This is a genomic window from Streptomyces radiopugnans (assembly GCF_900110735.1).
GTDB lineage: Bacteria > Actinomycetota > Actinomycetes > Streptomycetales > Streptomycetaceae > Streptomyces > Streptomyces radiopugnans.
Genome location: NZ_FOET01000005.1, coordinates 285,433 through 307,569, shown reverse-complemented (window position 1 = coordinate 307,569; position 22,137 = coordinate 285,433). Strand labels below are relative to the sequence as shown.

At 73.6% G+C, this 22,137-nt stretch carries 16 protein-coding genes; 8 read left to right on the top strand and 8 right to left on the bottom strand.

The annotated features are described in order from the left end of the window. Window positions 1–30: 30 nt before the first annotated feature. Window positions 31–2,262: a serine hydrolase gene (locus BMY40_RS13695; protein ID WP_342745072.1), complete on the bottom strand. Its 2,232-nt coding sequence runs from the start codon at window positions 2,260–2,262 to the stop codon at window positions 31–33. A 322-nt stretch (window positions 2,263–2,584) separates the two neighbouring features. Here BMY40_RS13695 and BMY40_RS13690 point away from each other — a divergent pair, with 322 nt between their 5' ends. The 3 genes from BMY40_RS13690 (at window position 2,585) to BMY40_RS13680 (ending at window position 4,885) form a co-directional block, all read left to right on the top strand. Further along, window positions 2,585–3,355: a GOLPH3/VPS74 family protein gene (locus tag BMY40_RS13690; RefSeq protein ID WP_093659088.1), complete on the top strand. Its 771-nt coding sequence runs from the start codon at window positions 2,585–2,587 to the stop codon at window positions 3,353–3,355. Between the two features lie 233 nt (window positions 3,356–3,588). Beyond that, window positions 3,589–4,449, top strand: coding sequence for a helix-turn-helix domain-containing protein (locus tag BMY40_RS13685; RefSeq protein ID WP_093659237.1), 861 nt, complete (start codon window positions 3,589–3,591; stop codon window positions 4,447–4,449). Window positions 4,450–4,675: 226 nt separating this feature from the next. Further along, the gene (locus BMY40_RS13680) at window positions 4,676–4,885 is read left to right on the top strand and encodes a DUF397 domain-containing protein (RefSeq protein WP_093659086.1); all 210 of its coding nucleotides are present in this window, start codon (window positions 4,676–4,678) and stop codon (window positions 4,883–4,885) included. Window positions 4,886–5,121: 236 nt separating this feature from the next. On the opposite strand, the gene BMY40_RS13675 is transcribed toward BMY40_RS13680, so the two are convergent. Together BMY40_RS13675 and BMY40_RS13670 are read right to left on the bottom strand one after the other, a co-directional pair. After that, window positions 5,122–6,246, bottom strand: a complete 1,125-nt coding sequence (locus BMY40_RS13675) for an ADP-ribosylglycohydrolase family protein (protein ID WP_093659084.1) — start codon at window positions 6,244–6,246, stop codon at window positions 5,122–5,124. A 250-nt stretch (window positions 6,247–6,496) separates the two neighbouring features. Beyond that, a complete protein-coding gene (locus BMY40_RS13670) occupies window positions 6,497–9,115 on the bottom strand; it encodes a bifunctional FO biosynthesis protein CofGH (RefSeq protein ID WP_245770065.1) in 2,619 nt (872 codons plus the stop codon). 203 nt (window positions 9,116–9,318) lie between these two features. Here BMY40_RS13670 and BMY40_RS13665 point away from each other — a divergent pair, with 203 nt between their 5' ends. The 4 genes from BMY40_RS13665 to BMY40_RS28955 all read left to right on the top strand — a co-directional run bounded on the left by BMY40_RS13665 (window position 9,319) and on the right by BMY40_RS28955 (window position 14,728). Next, a complete protein-coding gene (locus BMY40_RS13665; protein WP_093659080.1) occupies window positions 9,319–10,851 on the top strand; it encodes a CehA/McbA family metallohydrolase in 1,533 nt (510 codons plus the stop codon). A gap of 207 nt (window positions 10,852–11,058) precedes the next feature. Then, window positions 11,059–14,016, top strand: coding sequence for an SARP-family global regulator AfsR (afsR, locus tag BMY40_RS13660; protein ID WP_093659078.1), 2,958 nt, complete (start codon window positions 11,059–11,061; stop codon window positions 14,014–14,016). 230 nt (window positions 14,017–14,246) lie between these two features. Then, the gene (locus BMY40_RS27525; protein WP_107436768.1) at window positions 14,247–14,405 is read left to right on the top strand and encodes a sigma-like protein; all 159 of its coding nucleotides are present in this window, start codon (window positions 14,247–14,249) and stop codon (window positions 14,403–14,405) included. Between the two features lie 194 nt (window positions 14,406–14,599). Beyond that, window positions 14,600–14,728 (top strand): hypothetical protein, encoded by a 129-nt coding sequence (locus BMY40_RS28955; protein WP_281250772.1) that lies wholly within the window; start codon window positions 14,600–14,602, stop codon window positions 14,726–14,728. Window positions 14,729–14,817: 89 nt separating this feature from the next. Here BMY40_RS28955 and BMY40_RS13655 read toward each other — a convergent pair whose 3' ends face one another. From BMY40_RS13655 to BMY40_RS13640, 4 genes are all read right to left on the bottom strand, one after another. Beyond that, the gene (locus BMY40_RS13655) at window positions 14,818–15,306 is read right to left on the bottom strand and encodes a hypothetical protein (protein ID WP_143071774.1); all 489 of its coding nucleotides are present in this window, start codon (window positions 15,304–15,306) and stop codon (window positions 14,818–14,820) included. A gap of 146 nt (window positions 15,307–15,452) precedes the next feature. Further along, the gene (locus BMY40_RS28060) at window positions 15,453–15,944 is read right to left on the bottom strand and encodes a hypothetical protein (protein WP_093659074.1); all 492 of its coding nucleotides are present in this window, start codon (window positions 15,942–15,944) and stop codon (window positions 15,453–15,455) included. Window positions 15,945–16,120: 176 nt separating this feature from the next. Continuing rightward, window positions 16,121–18,619: a protein serine/threonine kinase AfsK gene (afsK, locus tag BMY40_RS13645; RefSeq protein ID WP_093659072.1), complete on the bottom strand. Its 2,499-nt coding sequence runs from the start codon at window positions 18,617–18,619 to the stop codon at window positions 16,121–16,123. Window positions 18,620–18,914: 295 nt separating this feature from the next. Next, on the bottom strand, window positions 18,915–19,724 hold the full coding sequence (locus BMY40_RS13640; RefSeq protein ID WP_093659070.1) for a VOC family protein: 810 nt from the start codon (window positions 19,722–19,724) through the stop codon (window positions 18,915–18,917). 129 nt (window positions 19,725–19,853) lie between these two features. On the opposite strand from BMY40_RS13640, the gene BMY40_RS13635 reads away from it, so the two are divergent. Continuing rightward, the gene (locus BMY40_RS13635) at window positions 19,854–20,501 is read left to right on the top strand and encodes a TetR family transcriptional regulator (protein ID WP_093659068.1); all 648 of its coding nucleotides are present in this window, start codon (window positions 19,854–19,856) and stop codon (window positions 20,499–20,501) included. 157 nt (window positions 20,502–20,658) lie between these two features. Here the strand turns inward: BMY40_RS13635 and BMY40_RS13630 are convergent, their stop codons facing one another. Continuing rightward, on the bottom strand, window positions 20,659–21,936 hold the full coding sequence (locus tag BMY40_RS13630) for a S8 family peptidase (protein ID WP_245770064.1): 1,278 nt from the start codon (window positions 21,934–21,936) through the stop codon (window positions 20,659–20,661). Window positions 21,937–22,137 lie beyond the last annotated feature (201 nt).

Sequence of the window (22,137 nt, the reverse complement as noted above, 5' to 3'; positions counted from 1 at the left end):
GCCCCGCGTACGGGCCCCGCGGCCCGCGCGTCACAGGATGCGGGTGAGCCGCTTCCCAACGCCCGGTTCGGCCAGTTCGCCCCGGACGGCCACTGGGACCTTCACCTGACCCGGCCCGCTGCCGACGGTGAGGGTGCCGACGGTGTCGCCCGGAGCCGCCGTGTGCGGCACGCCCTTGCCGCCGTCGGTCAGTGCCAGCTCCACCTTCAGGCCGGACCAGCCGACCGCCGAGACGTCCTCGGTCGCGACCACCTGCGTGCGGCCGCCGAGGCCGTCGTCCACGTAACCCACCACGTCGCCCTTGGCGACGATCTTCTCCGACTTCAGGACCTCCTGCGCGGAGACCAGCAGATCGCGGCTCTCGGCGATCACCGTGTCGATGATCGGCGGCTTGTGCTGCCCCATCACCGCGCCGACGATCAGCTGCGTGGTGCCGCCGACCTCCTTCTCCCCCGCGAACAGCAGGTTGCCGCCGGCGGCGGTGGTCGTACCGGTCTTGATGCCGACCGAGCCGTTGTAAGGGACGAGTCCGTTCCAGTTGCGGTGGGAGACACCGTTGCGGTCCTCGTACGAGGGCTTCTTGACGATCTCCCGGAACGCCTCGTAGTCCATCACCTTCTTGCCGAGTTTCACCTGGTCGGCAGCCGTGCTGACGGTGTCCTTGCGCAGCCCGCTGGCGTCGGTGTAGGTGGTGTTCTCCATCCCGAGCTCCTCGGCGGCGGCGTTCATCTTCTCCACGAACGCCTTCTCCGAACCGCCCGAGTCCCAGCGGGCCAGCAGCCGCGCCACGTTGTTGGCGGAAGCGATCATCAGGGCGTGGAGGGCCTCGTTGAGGGTTATCTCCTCGCCCTCCTCGACCTCGACGGTCGACTCGCCCTGGGCGCTGAGACCCGCGTCCTTCTCGGCCTGCGCGTCGACCGGTATCTTCGGGCCCTCCTCGCCCGCCTCGAGCGGATGGTCGCGCAGGATGACGTAGGCGGTCATCACCTTCGCCACGCTCGCTATCGGCACCGGCTCCTCCTCGCCGTACGAGCCGAGGGACCCGAGCCCCTCCACCTCCAGTACGGCCTGGCCCTCGGACGGCCAGTCCAGGGCGGGCCTGTCGCCCTCGAAGGTATGGGTGGCGGAGGCGGTGAGCACCAGCTCGGGGGCGGGCAGCGGACGCATGAGCTGCGCGACCGCCAGAACGATCACCAGCAGCAGGACCAGCGGCGACCAGATCTTGATCCGCCGCAGGGCGACCCGCAGCGGGGTCTCGGGCGGGGCGGGCTTGTTCGTCAGCTCGGCCAGCAGTTCCAGCGGCTTGTGCGGCGGCAGCGGCTGCTGCTTCGTCCGCTCGGCCTCCGGCAGCTCGGGGCCCGGCGTGTGCGGCGGCTGCTCGGGCGGCACCACGGCCGGGGGCACACGGGGAGCGTCGGCGGACCGCAGCGGCACGAAGCGGCTCGTCCGCTCGACCTCGCTCTCCTCGGCCTTCTCCGGCTCCTCGGCCTTCTCCGGGGCCCCGGTCTTCCCCCGGCCCTTCGAACCCGCTTCCTCCGGGGTGCTTCCCGGGCGTACCCGGAACATCGCGGTGGGCTGGTCGACCGGCCGTCCGGTCCCTGCGTCCTCACCGTCCTCGCCGGTCTTGCCGGCCTCGGTCCTGCTCCCGGGAGCGCGGAAGACCGCCGTCGCCTGGTCCACCGGCCCCCCGGCCCCGGAATCCTCCGCCTCCGCCTCGGCACCGTCCCCGTCGGGCTCGGCGCCACCGCGCGTCTCCTCGGCGTCACCAGTGCCAGCGGTGCCAGCGGTGCCGTCGACGTCATCGGCGTCGGTGCCGGTGCCGGTGTCGGTGTCGGCGCTGGTGTCCCGGGAGGTCCCGCCCCCGTCGGGCTCCGCTTCGGCCTCGCCGTCCTCGCCGGTCCCGGTCCTGCTCCCGGCCTTGTCCCCGGGGACGCGGAAGACCGCCGTCGCCTGGTCCACCGGCTCGGCCCCGGGCTCCCCTGAGTCCCCGCCGACGGGCTCGTCCCCGTCGGCGGACTCCGGTTTCCCGGCCTCCTCCGGTTCCTCGGCCTCAGCCTCGGCACCGTCCTCGGCGGTCCCGGCGTTCCCGGTCCCGGCGTCCCCGGCAGGCTCGGCGCCGCCGTCCGCCTCCTCGGCGGTGCCGGCCTCTCCGGCCGCCCCGTCGGCCGTCTCCCCGGCCTTTGCCGCCGGGCCGTCACCGTTCGGCGAGGGCTTCCCGCCACCGGCCTCCGCCTCGTCCCGGGGCGCCTCGTACAGCGCCACACGGGGATCGCGCGTCTGATCGGGAACCGTTCCGGCCTCTCCGGTCGTCTCCCCCAACGAAGTCTGCCGTTCCGAACTGTCGGGGGACTTGCCCGCCACCTATGCCTCCCGCTTGGTGCTCACCACTCGTCGTATCAGTAAACAGTGTCCTGAACACCGGTCCTCGCCCGGCACTCCGGCCCTGTTTCGCGGCCGCGAGGGCCCGCTAAATTGCCAGACGGTAACGACATACCTACTGGTTCCATGACAAAGCACCCAGGCACTCTCGACAGACCTCTGTGAGAGGGGTCACCCTGTCATGCATCCACGCGGGGAGGCATGGATGGGCAGGAGCCGCAGAACAATTCCGGAGGAGCTTCTGCTGCTGGCCCTGGACCCGGCCACGGGTACCACGGCGCAGCCGCAGTCGCTCGACCTCGGCCTGGCCGGGGCCCAGCTCGTGGAGCTGGCTCTCGCAGGACGGATAGCCCCTGACGGGGATCGCATAGCCGTGGTGCTGCCACGGCCGACCGGAGATCCAACCCTGGACTCCGCGCTGGAGCTGCTGCGCAGGCGCGGCAGCCCCGTCCGCGCGGTCCACTGGATCGGCGGGCCCAGACTCGGGCTGCGCCAAACCTATCTCACACACCTGGAGCGCTGCGGCATGGTTCATGCCGTATCCAGCCAGATGTGCGGGGTGTTGCCGACGACTCGCTACCAGGCGACGGACACGGCAGTGAGCCGGGAGATCAGGGCCCGGCTCGACAACGCGATCCGCACCGGCGTACCGCCGGACCCGCGGACCGCCGCACTCGCCGCGCTGGCCCACGCGGTCGGCCTCGGCAAGCACCTCTACCCCGGCAACGAGGGGCGGTCATCCCGCTCCCGGCTGAGGGATCTGATCAGGCACGACCCGATGGGCGGCCTCGTCGCGCACGCCGTGATGGACGTGCAGAACGGCGTGGCCGCGCAGCCCCGGCGCACCGCTCCCGGCAGGGGTGCGGGCGGGCCGGGCGGACCGGGCGGCGGCCGGACGGCGGCACGGTCCGCCGCGCCGCAGCCGCTCGCCGGGCAGGCACGGCGGGGCGGGATGGCCCGCGCGGGCGCCCACTGACCCCGCCGCACCCCCACCGGCGGACACCCGGCGGATTTCCCGATCCGGCCGAAATCCGCTCCGTCAGCCGCTGAGCGCGGGGTGGCGGTCCGTACTCCGACCACGGAGTACGGACCGCCACCCCGCGCGTGCGCGTGCGCACCCTGTGTGGCGGTTTTCCAGCGCGAACACGGCCGTTGGTGGCAATCTGCTCCAGGAGCGGTCTTATTGGCGTAAGCGGAGGTGTGCGCACCGTGGCATCCAGTGTCAATCCCACCGTCAGGCGGCGCCGGCTGGGTCAGGAGCTGCGCCGGCTCCGTGAGCAGAGGGGCATGACGGCCGAGGAGGTCGCCGACCGGCTGCTGGTCTCCCAGTCCAAGATCAGCCGGCTGGAGAACGGCCGCCGCAGCATCAGCCAGCGCGACGTCCGCGATCTGTGCGGGGTCTACGAGGTCGACGACCAGCGGATAGTCGACTCGCTGATGCAGATGGCCAAGGAGTCCAGACAGCAGGGCTGGTGGCACGCGTTCGGCGACATCCCGTACAGCGTGTACATCGGCCTGGAGACGGACGCGGCGTCCCTGCGCGTGTACGAGCCGCAGGTCATGCCGGGGCTGCTGCAGACCCCCCAGTACGCGGAGGCCGTCGTCGCGGGTGCGCTGCCCGAGGCGTCGGCGGAGGACGTGGAGAAGCGCGTGAAGGTGCGGCTGCGCAGGCAGGAGCGCATCCACGACCGGAAGAGTCCGCTGCGCCTGTGGGCGGTGATCGACGAGGCCGCGCTGCGCCGGACGGTGGGCGGGAGGCAGATCATGCGGGACCAGTTGGAGCACCTGCTCGAACTCTCCCGGCTGCCCCATGTGACGGTGCAGGTGCTGCCCTTCGCCATGGGCGCGCACCCCGGGCTCAACGGCCAGTACGCCATCCTGGAGTTCCCGGACGCGGCGGACTCGACGGTGGTCTACCTGGAGGGCGTCACCAGCGACCTCTACCTGGAGAAGGCCGGCGACGTGCACAGCTACAGCGTGATGTACGAGCACCTGCGGGCGCAGGCCCTCAACGTCGAGCAGACGCGGGAGTTCGTCGAGGACATCGCCAAGGAGTACACCCGGGGCTGAGACCGGCGCGCCGGTGGCGCACACTCGGCACACGGCACGCGGCACACGGCGGCGAACGGGCGGCGCAGCAAATTACACCTGGCGGCTTGTCGATGTGAAGAGCTGTCTGGAATATGCCATCCGGTCGAGTGAACGGCGTTATTGGCGGCCCCAGTTGAGGGGTACCGTCTGCCGCACGCCGGGCCCAACCGGCGATTTTCACCGTCTGGGAGAAAACGGAGCAGACATGGCAATCCGACAGGGCATGACCGACAGGTGGACCAAGTCCAGCCACTCCGCCGGGAACGGGGCGTGCGTGGAGGTGCGGTCCGCCGAGCCGCAGGCGGTCGCCGTGCGCGACTCCAAGGTCCCGCAGGGGCCGTCGCTGGACTTCGTCCCCGGTTCGTGGACGGCGTTCGTGGGAGCCCTCGGCCGGGGCGCGCTCGCCCGGCGCTGACCGCTCCCGCACGCCGCGACACCACGCACCGCACGCCGCGCACCGGACCACGGTGGCGCCGTGTCCCGCGGTGACTCGCGGCGTCTCACGGTGCCGCTCGGCACCGCGGCCGAAGCCCTCTCGACTGGTCCGCCGTCCCGGCCGAGGGGGTTCGGCGCTTCCGGGCCCCGTAAGTCTCCGCAAGCCCCGTGAGCCCTTCCGAGCGGGCCCGGTTCCGTACGCGGGGCCCGGTCCCGTCAGGTGCGCGGGTAGCGGGTCAGCCAGCCCGGTGAGCCGGCCGGAGTGGCGGGGCTGTGGAGGGCGGGCCCCTGGGTCATCTCCATGGCGAAGTCGTCGGCCAGCTCCAGGATGGTGGCGCGGCCCTCCAGTTCGGCGACCCAGTTCGGCGGCAGGGCGGTCTCCCCGTGCATCACGCCCAGCAGGTTGCCGCAGACCGAGCCGGTGGAGTCGGAGTCGCCGCCGTGGTTGACCGCCAGCAGCAGGCCGTGGCGTACGTCCTCGGCCACCAGCGCGCAGTACACGCCCATCGCCAGCGCCTCCTCCGCCGTCCAGCCCTCCCCCAGCGACTCCACGCGCTCCGCGGTCGGCAGCCCCTGGCGCACGGCTCCGAGCGCGTGCTTGAGGGCGTTCGTGGTCTCCTCGTGGCCGGGGTGGGCCGCCAGGTGGGCCATGGCCCGCTGCACCGCGGCGTCCAGGCTCTCGCCCCGGGCGACGGCGTGGACGATGACGGCGAAGGCCCCCGCCGCCAGATACCCGGTGGGATGGCCGTGGGTCTGGGCGGCGCACTCGGCGGCGAGCTGGAAGACGAGCTGCGGCTCCCAGCCGACGAGCAGTCCGAAGGGCGCGGATCGCATGACGGTGCCGCAGCCCTTGGAGTCGGGGTTCTTGGGGGCGTCGAGCGTGCCCATCCGGCTGTCGGCGAGCCCGGTCAGGCAGGCGCGGCCGGGCGCGCGCTGCGAGTACAGCCACTCCTGGCGGGCCAGCCAGCCGTCCTCGGTGCGGCGCTCGTCGGGCCCCCAGTCGCGCTGGGTGGCGGCCCAGCGCAGATAGGCGGCGTGCACGTCGGTCGGCGGGTGCCAGGCCCCGGTGTCGCGCCGGACATGGGCGCGGATGAGGCCGTCGACGGTGAACAGGGTCATCTGCGTGTCGTCGGTGACAGCGCCGCGCCGCCCGTAGGCGGGCACGTAGTCCGTCACTCCCTGGGGGCCGTGGGCGGCCCGGATGGCGTCGAGCGAGTCGAACTCGACGCCCGCGCCGAGCGCGTCGCCGATCGCGCCACCGAGCAGGCAGCCGCGCACCCGGCTGCGGAAGTCCTGCTGCTCGGTGCGGCCCCAGATGCCACCGCCAGGTGTCGCGGTCACCGTGCCGTCCCTCCCGTTCGCCCCTCGGTTCTCGTCCGCTCGCGTCCGTTCCCGTGTCCCGTTCCCGCCGGCTCCCGCGCCTTCCGTGCCGCTCCCTCGCCGCCCGGCCCGCCGGTTTCGAACCGCACTGTAATCGACCCCGGGGAGGCGGAGGCGGCACGGAGGTGGACGGGGGCCGGAGATCCCGGGAAGACGGCCGGAAGTCGCCCCGCGCCCGTCCCGGCCCGTGGAGACCGGTCCCCGGACGGGCTCAGTCCTCCAGTACCGGCAGCAGCTCCGGGAGGCGTCCGCCGGACGCCTCGGCGGCCCGTACGCGCTCCTCGGGGACCTCGCCGTAGGTCGTGGTGCGGGGGCGGGCCGGGCGTCCGGCGGCCTCGGCGATGGCGACCAGCTCCCGGACGGATTTGTACGAGCCGTAGGAGGAGCCGGCCATCCGGGAGATGGTCTCCTCCATCAGCGTGCCGCCCAGGTCGTTGGCGCCCGAGCGCAGCATCTCGGCCGCGCCCTCGGCGCCCAGCTTGACCCAGCTGGTCTGGATGTTGGTGATGTGCGGGTGCAGCAGCAGGCGTGCCATGGCCGTCACCGCGCGGTTGTCGCGGACCGTCGGCCCGGGACGGGCGATCCCGGCCAGGTAGACCGGGGCGTTGGTGTGGACGAACGGCAGCGTGACGAACTCGGTGAAGCCGCCGGTGCGCTGCTGGATCTCCGCCAGCAGGCGCAGATGGCCCAGCCAGTGCCGGGGCCGGTCCACGTGCCCGTACATCATCGTCGAGGACGACGGCAGGCCCAGCTCGTGCGCGGTGGTGACCACCTCGACCCAGGTGGCGGCCGGCAGCTTGCCCTTGGTGAGGATCCAGCGCACCTCGTCGTCCAGGATCTCGGCGGCCGTGCCGGGGATGGAGCCGAGTCCGGCCTCCTTCGCCGCCGCCAGCCAGTCCCGGATCGGCATGCCGGTGCGGGTGGCGCCGTTGACGACCTCCATCGGGGAGAAGGCGTGCACGTGGATGCCCGGTACGCGCTCCCCGACCGCCCGCACGATGTCGAAGTACGCGGTGCCGGGCAGGTCCGGGTGGATGCCGCCCTGCATGCAGACCTCGACCGCGCCGACCTCCCACGCCTGCGCCGCCCGGTCGGCGATCTGGTCCAGGGAGAGGGTGTAGGCGTCGGCGTCGGTGCGGCGCTGGGCGAAGGCGCAGAAGCGGCAGCCGGTGTAGCAGACGTTGGTGAAGTTGACGTTGCGCGTGACGATGTACGTCACGTCGTCGCCGACGGTGTCGCGGCGCACGTCGTCCGCGATGCGGCACACCGCGTCCAGGGCCGGCCCGTCGGCGTGGAGCAGCGCGAGGGCCTGGTCGTCGGTGAGGCGGGTGGGGTCGTCGGCGGCGGTGGCCAGGGCGGCGCGCACGTCGGCGTCGATCCGCTCCGGCGCCATGCCGGGCGCGGCGCTCTCGCGCAGCGCCTCCCAGTCGCCGTAGACCTCGTCGAAGTCCGCGCGGCGGTCGGCGGTGCGGCCGGTGGTGTCGATGGTGCGGTGCAGGTCGGTGCGGCCGGCGGAGACGGCGGTGAACGCCTCGTCGGGCTCCTGCCAGGGGCGGCCGGTGACGGCGGCGTCCTCGCGGGCCAGGCCCGTGTCCGGGTCGGCCAGGGCGGTCACGTGGGGCAGCAGCCTGGGGTCGAGCCAGGGCTCGCCGCGGCGGACGAACTCCGGGTAGACGGTCAGGCGTTCGCGCAGCTCGAAGCCTGCTGCGCGGGTGTGCCCGGCGAGTTCGTCGATCTGGGGCCAGGGGCGTTCGGGGTTGACGTGGTCGGGGGTGAGCGGGGAGACGCCGCCCCAGTCGTCGATCCCGGCGCCGATCAGCAGCGCGTACTCCCCGCCCACCAGGTTCGGTGGTGCCTGGATGCGGGCGGCGGGACCGAGGACGTGGCGGGCCACGGCCACGGCGGCGGCCAGTTCCTCCAGTTCGGCGTCGGGCATGCCGCGCATGGCGGTGCCGGGCTTGGCGCGGAAGTTCTGCACGATGACTTCCTGGACGCCCCGGTACGCCCGCTGGACGCGGCGGACGGCGAACAGCGACTCGGCGCGCTCGGCGTACGTCTCGCCGATGCCGATGAGGATGCCGGTGGTGAAGGGGACGGACGAGCGCCCCGCGTCCTCCAGTACCCGCAGCCGGACGGCCGGTTCCTTGTCGGGCGAGCCGTGGTGGGGGCCGCCGGGTTCGGACCACAGCCGGGTGGCGGTGGTCTCCAGCATCATGCCCATGGACGGGGCGACGGGCTTGAGGCGCTGGAAGTCCGTCCACGTCAGCACCCCGGGGTTGAGGTGCGGCAGCAGGCCGGTCTCCTCCAGCACCCGGATCGCCATGGCGCGCACATAGGCGAGGGTGTCGTCGTAGCCGTGCGCGTCCAGCCACTCGCGGGCCTCGGGCCAGCGGTCCTCGGGCCGGTCGCCGAGGGTGAACAGCGCCTCCTTGCAGCCCATCGCCGCTCCCCGGCGGGCGATGTCCAGCACCTCGTCCGGGGAGAGGTACGCCCCCTGGCTCCGCCGGGTGGGGCCCCCGCCGTGCCCCTCGCGGCGCAGCTTCCCCGGCACGGTGACGAAGGTGCAGTAGTGGCAGCGGTCCCGGCACAGCCGGGTGAGCGGGATGAAGACCTTGCGCGAGTAGGTGATCACCCCGGGGCGGCCGGCCGCTTCGAGGCCCGCGTCCCGTACCCGGGCGGCGGACGCCGTCAGGTCGGCCAGGTCCTCCCCGCGCGCCTGGAGCAGCACGGCGGCCTCGGCCGCGTCCAGCGCGACCCCGTCACGGGCCCGCCGCAGGGCGCGCCGCATGGCGTTGGCGGTGGGTGCTGCCTGCCCGCTCGACGAAGTCATGGGAGCGAGCATACGAGCGCCCCCGGCACCGGCCGGGAGGCGGGCGGGGGATGTCCCTCACACATCCCTCCCGCCGCCGGCCCCGCCGCCGCACCCGCCGTCACACGGTGTCGGCCGGGTTATCCACAGGTCTTCTCCCGTCCGTCACCCGCCCATGGGAAAGTGACCGGCACCACATCGGAGGCGACAGGACGGGGGCCGTCATGGACCGGCGCGACGTACTGAGGCTGTCCGCCGCCGCGGGGGCGGCGAGCGCGCTCACGCTCCGGGGCGTGAGCTTCGCGCACGCGGAGGAGCACGCGGAGAAGAGCGGGGGCGGCGAGGAGAGCAGAACGGTCCGCGGCCACCTGCCCAACGGCGCACCGGACTTCGTCCACCTGCCCGTGGAGGTGCCGCGCGGGGTGCGGGAGCTGGCCGTCTCGTACTCCTACGACAGGCCGGCCGTGCCCTCCGGCACGCCGGGCAACGCCCTGGACATCGGGATCTTCGACGAGCGCGGCACGGCCGCGGGCGGGCGCGGCTTCCGGGGCTGGTCGGGCGGCTTCCGCACGGAGTTCGCCATCAGCGCCGAGCGGGCGACACCGGGATATCTGGCCGGTCCTGTGCGGCCGGGCACCTGGCATGTGGTCCTGGGGCCGTACACCGTCGCCCCGCAGGGCATGGAGTACGAGGTCACCGTCACCCTGCGGTACGGGGAGCAGGGGCGCCCCCTCAGGCCCGCGTATCCGCCGGAGCGCGCGAGGGGGCGGGGGCGCGCCTGGTACCGGGGCGACTGCCATCTGCACACCGTGCACTCCGACGGGCGGCGCACCCCGGCCGAGGTCGCGGCGGCGGCGCGGGCCGCCGGGCTGGACTTCATCGCCACCACCGAGCACAACACCACCTCCGGGCACGGCGCCTGGGAGGGGCTGTGGGGAGAGGACCTGCTGATCCTGTGCGGCGAGGAGGTGACCACCCGCAACGGCCACTACCTGGCGCTCGGCGTCGATCCGGGCACCTTCGTCGACTGGCGCTACCGGGCCCGCGACGACGCGTACGAGCGGTACGTGCGCAGGATCCACCGGGCGGGCGGGCTGGTCGTCCCGGCGCATCCCAACTGCCCCTTCGTGGGCTGCCAGTGGAAGTTCGGCTACGCGGGCGCGGACGCGGTGGAGGTCTGGAACGGGCCGTGGACGGCCGACGACGAACCGGCCCTGGCCGCCTGGGACAACATGCTGCTGGAGTCCTGCCGCCGGGAAGGCGGGGAAGGGCGCCGGCGGTGGATACCGGCGATGGGCAACAGCGACGCCCATCGCGAACCGCAGGTCGTCGGCCTGCCGCAGACGGTCGTCCACGCCGAGGACCTGTCGCGCGCTGCCGTGCTGGAGGGCATACGGGCGGGCCGGAGCTGGCTGGCGGAGTCCTCGGGGATCGGTCTGGAGCTGTCGGCCACGGGCCCGCGCGGCGAGCACGCCGGGATCGGCGAGCGGCTGCGCGTCGCGCCGGACGCCGCAGTGGCGGTGCGGCTGGAGGTGTCGGGGGTGCCGGACGGCACGGTGCGGCTGCTGACCGATCAGGGCGAGATGCTCTCGGAGCGTCTGCCCGCCTCGGGCTCGGGCACGGTTCTCTGGCACACCACCGCCTCGCTGGCCGCGTACGTGCGCGCCGAGGTGCGCCACCCCGTCCAGGGCGGTGGCGCGGGGCTGCCGGGGCCGATGGCGGCGATGACCAATCCGCTGTGGCTGGAGGCGCACTGAGAGGACGAAGCGGCATTATCGGCAACTCCCTTGATAATCAAGCCTGTTGCTCTACCACCGGACATCTCGTCATCTGTCGGGCCATCGGCTGTCGGTTCCGTCGCGGGTTTGCGGTGACTGTGAGGAGAGACAGGGGCACGGCTGACGTACCGACCCTTGACAAGGCACACTGTGCGCTGCGGGTCGTCACACTTCGCAGGGGGCACCATGGACGGCGAGGGGCACACCGGGCGCGAACGACTGCAGCAGCCGGGCAACGGTCGTCACCGGCTGCGTTTCGCCGTGCTCGGACCGGTGCGTGCCTGGCGGGACGGCGAGCCGGTCGGCGTCGGCTCGCCCCAGCAGCGCGCCCTGCTCGCCGCCCTGCTGCTGCGCCGCGGACAGACGGCCACCGCGCAGGAGCTGGTGGACGCGCTGTGGGGTGAGGAGCCGCCGCAGCGTGCCCTGGCCGCGCTGCGCACCTACGCCTCCCGGCTGCGCAAGGCGCTCGGCGCCGAGGCCCTGATCAGCGAGTCCGGCGGCTACGCGATCCGGCTGGGCCCCGACACCGGGATCGACGCGGACACGGCGGCCGCCCACGCCCTGGAGGCGGAGAAGGCGGTCTCCTCCGGAGACCGCCACCGGGCGCGCGAGCTGTACGCCGCGGCGCTGGCGCAGTGGGACGGCGAGCCCCTGGCCCACATCCCCGGGCCGTACGCGGAGAACCAGCGGACCCGGCTGGAGGAGTGGCGGCTGTCCCTGCTGGAGCACCGCCTCGACCTCGACCTCGACCTCCAGCTCGGCTCCCACGCCGAGGCGGTCAGCGAGCTGACCGCCCTGACCGCCGAGCACCCGCTGCGCGAGCGGCTGCGCGAACTGCTGATGCTGGCGCTGTACCGCAGCGGCCGCCAGGCCGAGGCCCTGGCCGTCTACGCCGACACCCGGCGACTGCTCGCCGAGGAACTGGGCGTGGACCCCCGCCCGGAACTGGCCGAACTCCAGCAGCGCATCCTGCGGGCCGACGAGGAACTGGCGCAGCCCGTCGAGGAGTCCGCCCCGCCGGGCACGGCGACCTTCGTACGGCCCGCGCAACTCCCGGCGACCGTACCGGACTTCACCGGCCGGACGGCTTTCGTGGCGGAGCTGGGCGACCAGCTCGTCGCCGCCGAGAGCCGGGTCATGGCGGTGTCGGCGGTCGCGGGCATCGGCGGAGTGGGCAAGACCACCCTGGCCGTGCACGTCGCCCACGCCGCCCGCGACCGCTTCCCCGACGGCCAGCTCTACATCGACCTCCAGGGCGCGGGCCCGGCCCCGGCCGAACCGGAGGCGGTCCTGGGCGCGTTCCTGCGGGCCCTGGGCATCCCGGACTCCGCGATCCCCGACGGAGTGGGGGAACGGGCCTCGCTCTACCGCTCGACGCTGGCCGGCCGCCGCATCCTGACCCTGCTGGACAACGCCCGCGACGCCGCCCAGGTGCGTCCTCTGCTGCCCGGCACCGAGGGCTGCGCCGCGCTGATCACCAGCCGGGTGCGGATGGTGGACCTGGCCGGCGCCCACCTGGTGGACCTGGACGTCATGAGCCCCGAGGAGGCCATGACCCTGTTCACCAGGATCGTCGGCGCCGAACGGGTGGGCGCCGAGCGCGAGGCCGTCATGGACGTCGTCGCGGCCTGCGGCTTCCTGCCCCTGGCCATCCGCATCGCCGCCTCCCGCCTGGCCGCCCGCCGCACCTGGACGGTCTCCTTCCTGGCCCGCAGACTCGCCGACGAACGCCGCCGGCTGGACGAACTCCAGGCCGGCGACCAGGCGGTCAAGGCCACCTTCGAACTGGGCTACGGCCAACTGGAGGCGGAGCAGGCCCGCGCCTTCCGCCTGCTGGGCCTGGCCGACGGCCCCGACATCTCCGTCCACGCCGCCGCCGCCATGCTGGAGCGCACCCCGGAGGAGACCGAGGACCTGCTGGAGTCCCTGGTCGACACCTCCCTGCTGGAATCGGCCGCCCCCGGCCGCTACCGCTACCACGACCTGGTCCGCCTCTACGCGCGCACCTGCGCCGAACGCGACGAGGACCCCGCCTCCAACCGGTCCGCCGCACGATCCCGGCTGCTGGACTTCTACCTGGCCACCACCGCCCGGGTGTTCGCCCTGGCCCGCCCGGGAGAAAGGACTGTGGCCCACCTGGCCGCCACCGAGCACCCCGGGCTGGAGTTCGGCGATCACACCGCCGCGCTGGACTGGCTGTTCACCGAGGCCGACTGCCTGCTGGCCTGCGTGGAGCAGTCGACGGAGAACGGCGCGCTGCGCCGCGCCGCCGACCTGCTGATCGCCGCCAAGGACCTGGCAGACTCCGGCGTCCATTCAATGCGCTACGAGCGGGCCGCGACCGTTCTCTGCCGGGCCTCCCAAGCCGCCGACGACGCCTGGGCCGAAGGACGGGCCCAGATCATGCTCACCCATGTGCACACTGTGGCGGGCCGGTTCGATCAGGCCGATGACAACGCGCGGCGTGCCATGGAACTGGCCGAGCGCACCGGCGACCCCGTGACGGGAGGCTACGCCCCCAACGACCGTGGCATCAGCGCCCTCTCCCGCAGTCGGTACGAAGAGGGCGAGAAGTATCTGGAGCAGGCCATCGAGGTGTTCCGTGCGGACGGCAACCGTCCCAGCGAGGCCAGCGTGCTGTGCAACCTCTCGCGGACTCACCTGGGTCTGGGGCGGATGGACAGTGCGATCCGGCTCGCGGAACAAGGTGTGGCCATCTACGCCGACATGGGGATGACCATGCGGCTCGCGAACGCCCAGTACGCCCTGGCGATGGCTCTGACCGGTGCCGGGCGCGCCACGGAGGCACTCGACCAGCTCAACCAGGCTCTCCCCCTCTTCCGGGAGAGCCGCCAGCCGATGTGGGAGGGAGCCACCCACCTGCGGATGGCCGAGGCCTACATGGCGGCACACCGCCCCGCACAGGCCGCCTCCCACGCGGAGCAGGCCCTCGCACTACGCGTGGTCGGTGGAGACTGGCGGCGCGGAAACGTGCTGACGGTACTGGGGCGCGCCCTGGACGCACTGGGCCAGACAGACCGGGCACGGGCATGCTGGCAGGATGCTCTGGACATCTTCGAGTCCCTGGGCTCCCCGGAGGCCTCGGTGGTACGGAAACTGCTGTCTCCTGCCGTCGCCGCGTAACAGGCCGAGCGGTCCCGCGATCGCCGGCAGTAGGCGTTCATCGATTGTTTATCGCCGCCCGCCATTCTTATACATGTCGATCCGCCGCGTCGGGGGGCAGGCGAGTCGACGGTCTGACATCCCCTGAGCCAACGGAGATGAGCAGCCCGAAGAGCACGTCCGGCGGCCCACGGGGGAGCCGCCGGGCGCGCTCCGGACCTCCCGCCACCAGAAAGAGGAAGTTGGTCCACATGAGCGACACCGGCAAGAAGATCGCGAAGGACGGCCCACAGCTCGAGAACCACGCGCCGGCTCCCGGCGAGGGCGGTTCGGCGCCTCAGGAGAACCACGCCTCGGGCGGTGAGGTCACCACCCAGGAGAACCACGCGCCTGGGGACAGCGCAAACTGAGCCACATCCCACGGGGGATACACGGGACCGGTCCCGGCGGCAGGGAGGGGGAGCCGCTGCGACCGGTCCTGTCGTGTGCGTCCAGGCGATTACCGGACAGTTGTGCGCGGAAGAACATGACCGTACCCCTGCGAGATATCTTCGCCTCTGCGAGCCGCGACCCTTCGAGCCTCACTTCGTACCAAGGAGCCTGCATGACCCGCGTGAAGAAGATCCTGGCCACCTTCGCATTGGCCATAGCGATGGTGGGCGCCGGCGCGGTTCCAGCGCTGGCCGAGAACCACACCCCGAGTCCCTCGCCCTCCCAGCCGGCCGGGAACTGAGACGGGCGCCCGGAAGGGCTCCGGGCAACGTTCGGGGGCGGAACCGCGTCAGCGGTTCCGCCCCCGAACCCGTTCAGGCCGCATCCGGATCACAGAGTGCGGCCGGCCCTGACCACGTCGCACCGCAGGGTCTCGGCGCCGTCCGAGGGGCCCGTGTACGCGCCGCCCCCGGCGTCGGTGGCCAGGGTCTCCCCGGCGGGCACCTCGAAGTCCTTCAGGACGGCGGTCCCCCGGGAGGCGCCCCGTGCGTCCTCGAACGCGACGGTGGCGCTGTAGTCCATGTCCATGCGGCCGGTGTTCTCGATCTCCAGGCGTGCCACCAGTTCGCCGGCCTCGTCCACCCCGCAGTGCAGCACGGTGATCTCGCGCATCACCTTCTGCTGCTTGCCGCCGCCCGAACCCCCGGTGCCGCCGGATGTGCCGCCGAAGTCACCGCCGCCCGACGAGGACGACGAGGAGCCGCCGCTGCCGCTGTCGTCGTCGCCGGAGCAGCCGCCTCCGTCCGACTTCCTGGCACCCGTCAGAGCCACCAGTACGACGACGGTGACGGCCACCGCCCGCACATGCCGAAGCCTCACGCTTCATTCCCCCGTAAGAACCCGTGAAGGGCGCGCCGGAGCGCGCCGAGGTGTATGTCGTGCCCCTGCCATCCCGGATGGTGGGCCGGGCACCCGCTGAACACGCGCCCGGCCCCCGCCGCGGTTCCCGCCGCCCCCGGATCGGTTCAGCCGATCACAAGGACACGGCAGTCGTCCGCGGCATCCACCATGACCGGGTCCCGCGGCTTCACCTCGACGCGCTTGGTCTGGTCCCTCCGCACGCTGACTCGCAGGGAGGAGGTGTCGATGACGTCCCCGAAGTCGTCCACCAGGTCCACGTAGACGGTGTAGGTGCCGGCGTCGCCGTCGGAGAGCTCGACCACCGTCCCCTTCCGGCCCTTGGCGCACGAGACGATCTCGGCGTCCGGCTCGTCCCCGCGCGAGGAGGAGCCGGAGGAACCGCTGCCGGCCGTCGTGCTCCGGTAGCCGCTGTAGCTCGACCGGCTGCTGGAGCCGTCCTTGCCGCAGCCGCCGCCTCCGCCCTTGCTGCTGCTTCCCCGGCCTCCGCCGCCCTTGCCACCGCCGCCGCCTCGGGCCTGGCTGAAACCGGACAGGGCCAGTGTCACGACGGTGACGACGGCTATCAGCCTGAGACGGCGCTTCGCCGAGCGCTTCATATCGCGTTTCTCCCCCGGTGGACGCACGGCGCGTGTACGCACCCGCTGTTGACTGCCGGACTTTCTACCAGGGTTCACGCGGGGAACGGCCAACGGGGTTCCCGCGCACAGCGGTTCGCCGGGAAACCGGAACGGGCGAACGGGCGGAACGGAACGGGCGGAACGGGGCGGGCGGGTCAGGCGCGGGCCTGACCCGTCCCCTTGGCCGCGTCCAGCGCGTACACGCAGCGGTCCCGGCTGCACGCGAAGACCACGCCGCCCGCGACCACCGGGGAGCCGGTGATCTCGCCCTCCGTGGCGAGCTTCCAGCGCAGCCGGCCCCCGACGGCGTCCAGCGTGTACAGGCAGTGGTCCGCCGATCCGAAGTGGACCCGGCCGTCCGCCGACACCGGGGAGCCGGTGATCTCGCCGCCCGTCGCGAAGCGCCAGCGGGGGGTGCCGCTGACCGCGTCCAGCGTGTAGAGCGCGCTGCCGCTGCCCAGGTGGACCAGCCCGTCGGCCACCACCACCGGCTCGGCCGACTGGCGGGACTCGGTGGCGATCCGCCAGCGGTCGTGGCCGTTGGCGGCGTCCAGCGCGTACACCGTGCCCAGGTAGTCCGCCAGGTAGACGCCGCCGCCCGCGATCGCCGCGCCCGGCGCGAAGGCCGGCGGGCACAGGAACGCGGCGGGCGCGTCGAAGCGCCACCGCTCCGCTCCGGTGGCCGCGTCCAGGGCGAAGACGCGCGAGCCAGCGCTGACGTACACCGCGCCGTCGTCGGCGGGCAGCAGCCGCACCGGGACGCCGCCGGTGGCCGAGGAGTCGCCGACCGGGTACGACCACCGCTCGGCGCCGGTGCGCGCGTCCAGCGCGTACAGCCGCCCGTCGCCCCAGACGTAGACCGAACCGCCCCGGATCACCGGGCCGGCCTCGGGGGTCTCGAAGTCGGTCTGCGCGCCGGACAGCTCCCACAGCCGCTCGCCGCTCGCCGCGTCCCACGCCTGTACGCCGCCGCCGCGGGTGCCGGTGACGACCGTGCCGCGGTCGGCGCGCAGCGCGTACACCCAGCCGTCCGCCGCCAGCCGCCAGACGTCGGAGCCGTCGCGGGCGTTCAGGGCGTACAGGCTCGGGCCGTCGGAGGCGTGGACCCGGCCGTTGCTGACGGCCATCGACCACGCCACCTCGCGGGTCTTGAACTGCCGCCGCCCCGTCGCCACGTCCAGCGCGTGGACCTCGAAGGAGGTGACGTACAGCAGTCCGTCGGCGACGACCGGGGTGCCCCACACGTCGTTCGACATCCGGAAGCGCCACGGCCGCCAGCGCGGCGGCGCGGCGGCCTCGCTGCCGCCGGGGCCGTCGGTGGGACCGCCGGAGGGGCTGTGGGAGGGGGCCTGGGACGGGGGGTGGGCCGCGGTGGCGCCGAGGGCGCCGGTGCCGCCGTCCGGCGCGCGCAGCACCCAGGACGTCGGGGCGCTCACCTCGGTGACGCGGGCCCGGGGCCGCCGGGGACCGGGGCCGATGGGCAGCGGGGCGCCCGGCAGCCGTACGGAGCCCTCCGCCGGGGCGTGCGCGGGCGGAGGGACCGGGGCGTGCGGGGGCGGTGGGACCGGAGGCGGCGGCACCGGGGGCGCGGCCACGGACGCGGCGGGCGTTCCCCCGCCCCGCGGGTCGGCGGCCGGGGGCCGCCACTGGGCACCCGGTCCGGCCGCCGCCGAGGCCCGGGCGGGCGCGTGGGCGGGCGCGGGCGCGTGCTCCGGCGCCCGGTGCCTGGGCCGGGACGCCGGCTGCGCGGGCCGCACCCGCCCGCCCCGGTGCCGCTCGATCAGCGCCACCGCGCCGGCCGGCAGCCAGGCGGAGGCCGTGCCGCTGTCGTCGCCGCCGGAGGAGAACAGGTGCGGGGCGAGCTGCGCCTGGAGGTCGGCCGGAGTGGGCCGCTGGTCGGGCTCGGTGCGCATGCAGGACTCGATGAGCGGTCTGAGCTCGTCGGGCAGGCCCTCCAGGTCCGGGCCCTCGCGCAGCAGCATGAAGACGGTCTCGACGGGGTTCGCCCCGTGGAAGGGCGGATGGCCGGTGGCGGCGAAGACCAGGGTGGAGCCGAGGGAGAAGACGTCGCTGGCGCCCGTGACGCTGCGCGAGTCCCGCGCCTGCTCGGGCGACATGTACGAGGGTGTGCCGACGGCGACGTTCGTCATCGTCAGCCGGGTGTTGGACACCCCGGAGGCGATGCCGAAGTCGATCACCCGCGGGCCGTCCTCGACCACCAGCACGTTGGAGGGCTTCAGGTCGCGGTGGACCAGGCCCGCGCCGTGGATGGACTGGAGCGCCTCGGCGACGCCGGCGGCCAGCCAGCGCACGGCCTGTGCCGGGAGCGGCCCGCACTCGTTGACTATCTCCTCCAGGGACGGCGCGGGCACGTACGCGGTGGCCAGCCACGGCACCGCGGCGCGCGGGTCGGCGTCCACGACGGCGGCGGTGTAGAAACCGCTGACCGCGCGGGCCGCCTCCACCTCCCGGGTGAAGCGGACGCGGAAGAGCTGGTCCTCGGCGAGCTCGGTGCGCACCGTCTTGATCGCCACCCGGCGCCCGGAGGCCGAACGGGCGAGGTAGACCAGCCCCATGCCCCCGGCGCCCAGCCGTCCGAGCACCTCGAACGGGCCGATACGCCGCGGATCGTGCTGCGTCAGCTGCTCCACCACTTGCCTGCCACCTCCCCGTCGGGGTCGACGATCGCCGCCCCGTGCAGCCTTCCACCGCCGTACCGGTCCCGCGGTCCGACAGCGATTCTTCCTGGCGAAGCCCTCGGTTGCGAACCCGGGGGCGGTGAGTCGCCCATTCCCGGCCGGTGAGGTCCGGGACGGGACCGGTCAGCGGCCGCCGGGCCCTTGCGGCCCCTGCGGCCCTCCCGGGCGCCGCCCCGGGCGCGGTTCCCGGGAAGCGGTTTCCCGGACGCGGTCCCCGGACGCCCCGGACCCGCCGCCTCCGCTACCGGCCTCAGAGTGCGGTGGAGGTGTCCAGGACCCCGAAGCGCGCGCCCTGGTTGTCGACGAGGACGGCGTAGCGTCCGAAGGGGGTGTCCTGCGGGCCGTCGACCGTACGGCCGCCCAGGCGCACGGTCGTGCGGACGGCCGCGTCGCAGTCGGCGACCGCGAAGTGGACGAGGAAGTGGGCGGGCATCTCCACCGGGTACGTCTCGTCGATCATCGTACGGCTGCCGACGGCGTGCTCGTCGTCGGCGGGCTCCCCCCGCGGGGCCCAGACCATGACGTCGGCCGCCTCCCCCGCGCTCTCGTCACCGGCCGGGTACATGGAGTAGCCGAAGACCTCCCGGTAGAAGGCGTCCACCGGCTCCCTCTCCCGGGTGCACACCTCCGTCCACACGTACGAGCCGGGCTCGCGCACCGCCTCGAAGCCCGCCAGCTCCCCCGGCTGCCACAGGCCGAAGACCGCGCCGCCCGGATCGACGGCGGTGGCCGCCACCCCGTCCCGGCCGACCGCCTCGGGCTCGGTGACGAGCTGCCCGCCCGCGGCCCGGACGCGTCCGGCGGTCGCCGCGGCGTCGGAGGCGGCGAAGTAGACCGTCCACACCGTCGGCAGCCGGCCGTCCGGCTTGCGGAGCAGTGCCGCGGCCCGCCGGCCGCCGAGCAGCGCGACCGTGCGGGACCCCTGTCCGGGCGGGGCCGGGTCGCCGAAGGTCCAGCCGAACAGCTCGCCGTAGAAGCGCTTGCCCGCCTCCAGGTCGGGGAGCATCGCGTCGGTCCAGCAGGGTGTGCCCTCGGCGAAGGCGCCTCCGGCAGCGACCATCTCCGGCTCCTTCCGTGCGGTTGCGTCCCGATAAGCGAACGCTATCCGCGGATTACCCCTCGTGCAGGGGATCACCCCATTTGGGGCCGGTCGAATCGCGGGCCGATCATCCCTCGGTAAGCTGACGACATGACAGGACAAGTACGAACTGTTGACGGTCGGGTGGCCGGGCGCCGTGGCCAGGCGACGCGGCAGAAGCTGCTCACCTGCCTCGACGAGATGCTCAGCTCGTCGCCCTACCGCGACGTCCGGGTGATCGACGTCGCCCGGCGCGCGGGCACCTCTCCCGCGACCTTCTACCAGTACTTCCCGGACGTGGAGGGCGCCGTCCTGGAGCTGGCCGAGGAGATGTCGAAGGAGAGCTCCTCGCTGAGCGAGCTGGCCACCGACCGCCAGTGGACGGGCAAGGCCGGATGGCAGACGGCGGAGGAGCTGGTGGACGGCCTCCTCTCCTTCTGGCGGGAGAACGACGCGATCCTGCGGGTGGTGGACCTGGGTGCGGCGGAGGGGGACAAACGTTTCTCCAAGATCCGCACGAAGGTCCTCAACGGGATCACCGGACCGCTGGCCGACTCCATCGGAAAGCTCCAGTCCAAGGGCAAGGCGGACCCCGACATCAGTCCGGCGGCCGTCGCGGGCTCCCTGGTGTCGATGCTCGCCTCGGTGGCCGGCCAGCAGAAGGCCGCGCAGAGCTGGGGCGCCAAGAAGTCCGACCTGAAGCCGAACCTCGCCTATCTGCTCTACCTCGGCGTCACGGGCCGCAAGCCCAGCCGGTAGGCGTCCGGGCCGCCGGCCCGGCTCCCCGTCCTCTCCCGGCTCCCGATCCCGTCCCGCTCCGTCCCGTTCCAGTTCCTGTCCGTGCCCGGCTTCCCGGGCGGCCGGCCCCTGTCACCGGCCGCCCGGGAAGCCCCGCCGCACAAGGCGCCCGGAGGCGTCAGAAGCGGCTGTAGAGGAGCCGGTTCGGCGAGCCCTCCCCCGGACCCGCCACCCGGCCGGCGCTCGACACCTCCAGCAGCGCCCGGGTCACCGCCGCGGGCGTGGCGCCCGGGTTCTTCGAGACGTGGAGCGCCGCGGCGCCCGTCACGTGCGGCGCGGACATCGAGGTACCGCTCATCGTCCGCACCGCCGTCTTCGAGTCGATCCCGGCCGATGGGACGGAGGCGCCGGGCGCGAAGACGTCCACGCAGCCGCCGTGGTTGGACCAGCTCGGCCTGGAGTCGTCCCGCGCCGTCGCGGCCACCGTGATCACGGACGGCTCGCGGGCGGGCGACTGGGTGCACGCGTCGGTGGCCTTGTTGCCCGCCGAGACCACGACGGTGATCCCCGCCTGGACCATCCTCCGCACCGCCGCGTCCTTGGCGTCGCTCGCGGCGCCGCCGATGCTCACGTTGGCGACCGCGGGCCCGACGGCGTTCTTCACGACCCAGTCGTAACCCGCCAGCACACCCTCGGTGGTGCCCGAGTTCTGGCAGTCGAGCACCTTCACCGCGACCAGCTTCACGCCCTTGGCGACGCCGTACGTCGCACCGCCCACGAGGCCCGCCACGTGCGTGCCGTGCCCGTGGCAGTCGGAGGCCGTCCGGTTGCCGTCCACGAAGTTGTAGCCGTAGGAGGCGCGCCCGCCGAAGTCCTCGTGGGCGATGTTGACGCCGGAGTCCACGACGTAGGCGGTGACGTTCGACGCCGTGGTGCCGTAGCCGTAGCTCGCGTCCAGCGGCAGGTCGCGCTGGTCGATGCGGTCCAGGCCCCAGCCCGGGTCCGGCTGTACGTCCTGGAGCACGCCCTGGGCGGCGGCCGCGCCCGGCGCCTGCGGCAGGACGTCGCCGCGCTCGACGCGGTTGGCCTCGACGTACGCCACCGAGGGGTCGGCGGCCAGGCGCCGCGCCTGCTTCTCGGTGGCCTTCAGCGAGAAGCCCTTGAGGGCCGAGGAGTAGGTGCGCTCCGCCTCGCCGCCGAAGGCGCCGGCCAGCTCCTCGGCCCGGTCGCGTACGCCTCCCGCCGTCCTCAGCCCGCGGGCCCGGTCACCGGAGTCCTTCAGCACCACGATGTACTCGCCGTCCAGCGCGCCGGGCGCGTCCGCGCCCCGGACCTCTCCCAGGGGAGCGGGCTCCGGACCGGGGGCGGCCGACGCCGCCCCGGCGGTGGTGCCCGCCAGGACGAGCGCCGCCAGGGCGGCGCCGACGGCTATTCGGGGTCTTCTGGCCTTCTTCAACGTGTGTTCTCTCTTCGCTGGGGGGTGCGTGTGCATTGGAGAGTGCTCACGGTTTTAGCCGATGGCATGTCACCCGCGGGGCACCGGGGTGCCATGGCACAGCGGTGCCCCGGTGCACTTCTGTGCCGGTCCGGTGGCACGCGGCACGGTGGCGCGGGCTCCCGCGGTACGCGGCCCGTCGGCGCGCGGTCGGCGACGTCC

Bases quoted from the DNA above. Each gene is read 5' to 3' on its own strand.
- BMY40_RS13690 (WP_093659088.1), top strand. From the start codon at position 2,585: ATGGGCAGGAGCCGCAGAACAATTCCGGAGGAGCTTCTGCTGCTGGCC.
- BMY40_RS13680 (WP_093659086.1), top strand. From the start codon at position 4,676: ATGGCAATCCGACAGGGCATGACCGACAGGTGGACCAAGTCCAGCCAC.
- BMY40_RS13670 (WP_245770065.1), bottom strand. From the start codon at position 9,115: ATGACTTCGTCGAGCGGGCAGGCAGCACCCACCGCCAACGCCATGCGG.
- BMY40_RS13665 (WP_093659080.1), top strand. From the start codon at position 9,319: ATGGACCGGCGCGACGTACTGAGGCTGTCCGCCGCCGCGGGGGCGGCG.
- afsR (WP_093659078.1), top strand. From the start codon at position 11,059: ATGGACGGCGAGGGGCACACCGGGCGCGAACGACTGCAGCAGCCGGGC.
- BMY40_RS27525 (WP_107436768.1), top strand. From the start codon at position 14,247: ATGAGCGACACCGGCAAGAAGATCGCGAAGGACGGCCCACAGCTCGAG.
- BMY40_RS28955 (WP_281250772.1), top strand. From the start codon at position 14,600: ATGACCCGCGTGAAGAAGATCCTGGCCACCTTCGCATTGGCCATAGCG.
- BMY40_RS28060 (WP_093659074.1), bottom strand. From the start codon at position 15,944: ATGAAGCGCTCGGCGAAGCGCCGTCTCAGGCTGATAGCCGTCGTCACC.
- BMY40_RS13640 (WP_093659070.1), bottom strand. From the start codon at position 19,724: ATGGTCGCTGCCGGAGGCGCCTTCGCCGAGGGCACACCCTGCTGGACC.
- BMY40_RS13635 (WP_093659068.1), top strand. From the start codon at position 19,854: ATGACAGGACAAGTACGAACTGTTGACGGTCGGGTGGCCGGGCGCCGT.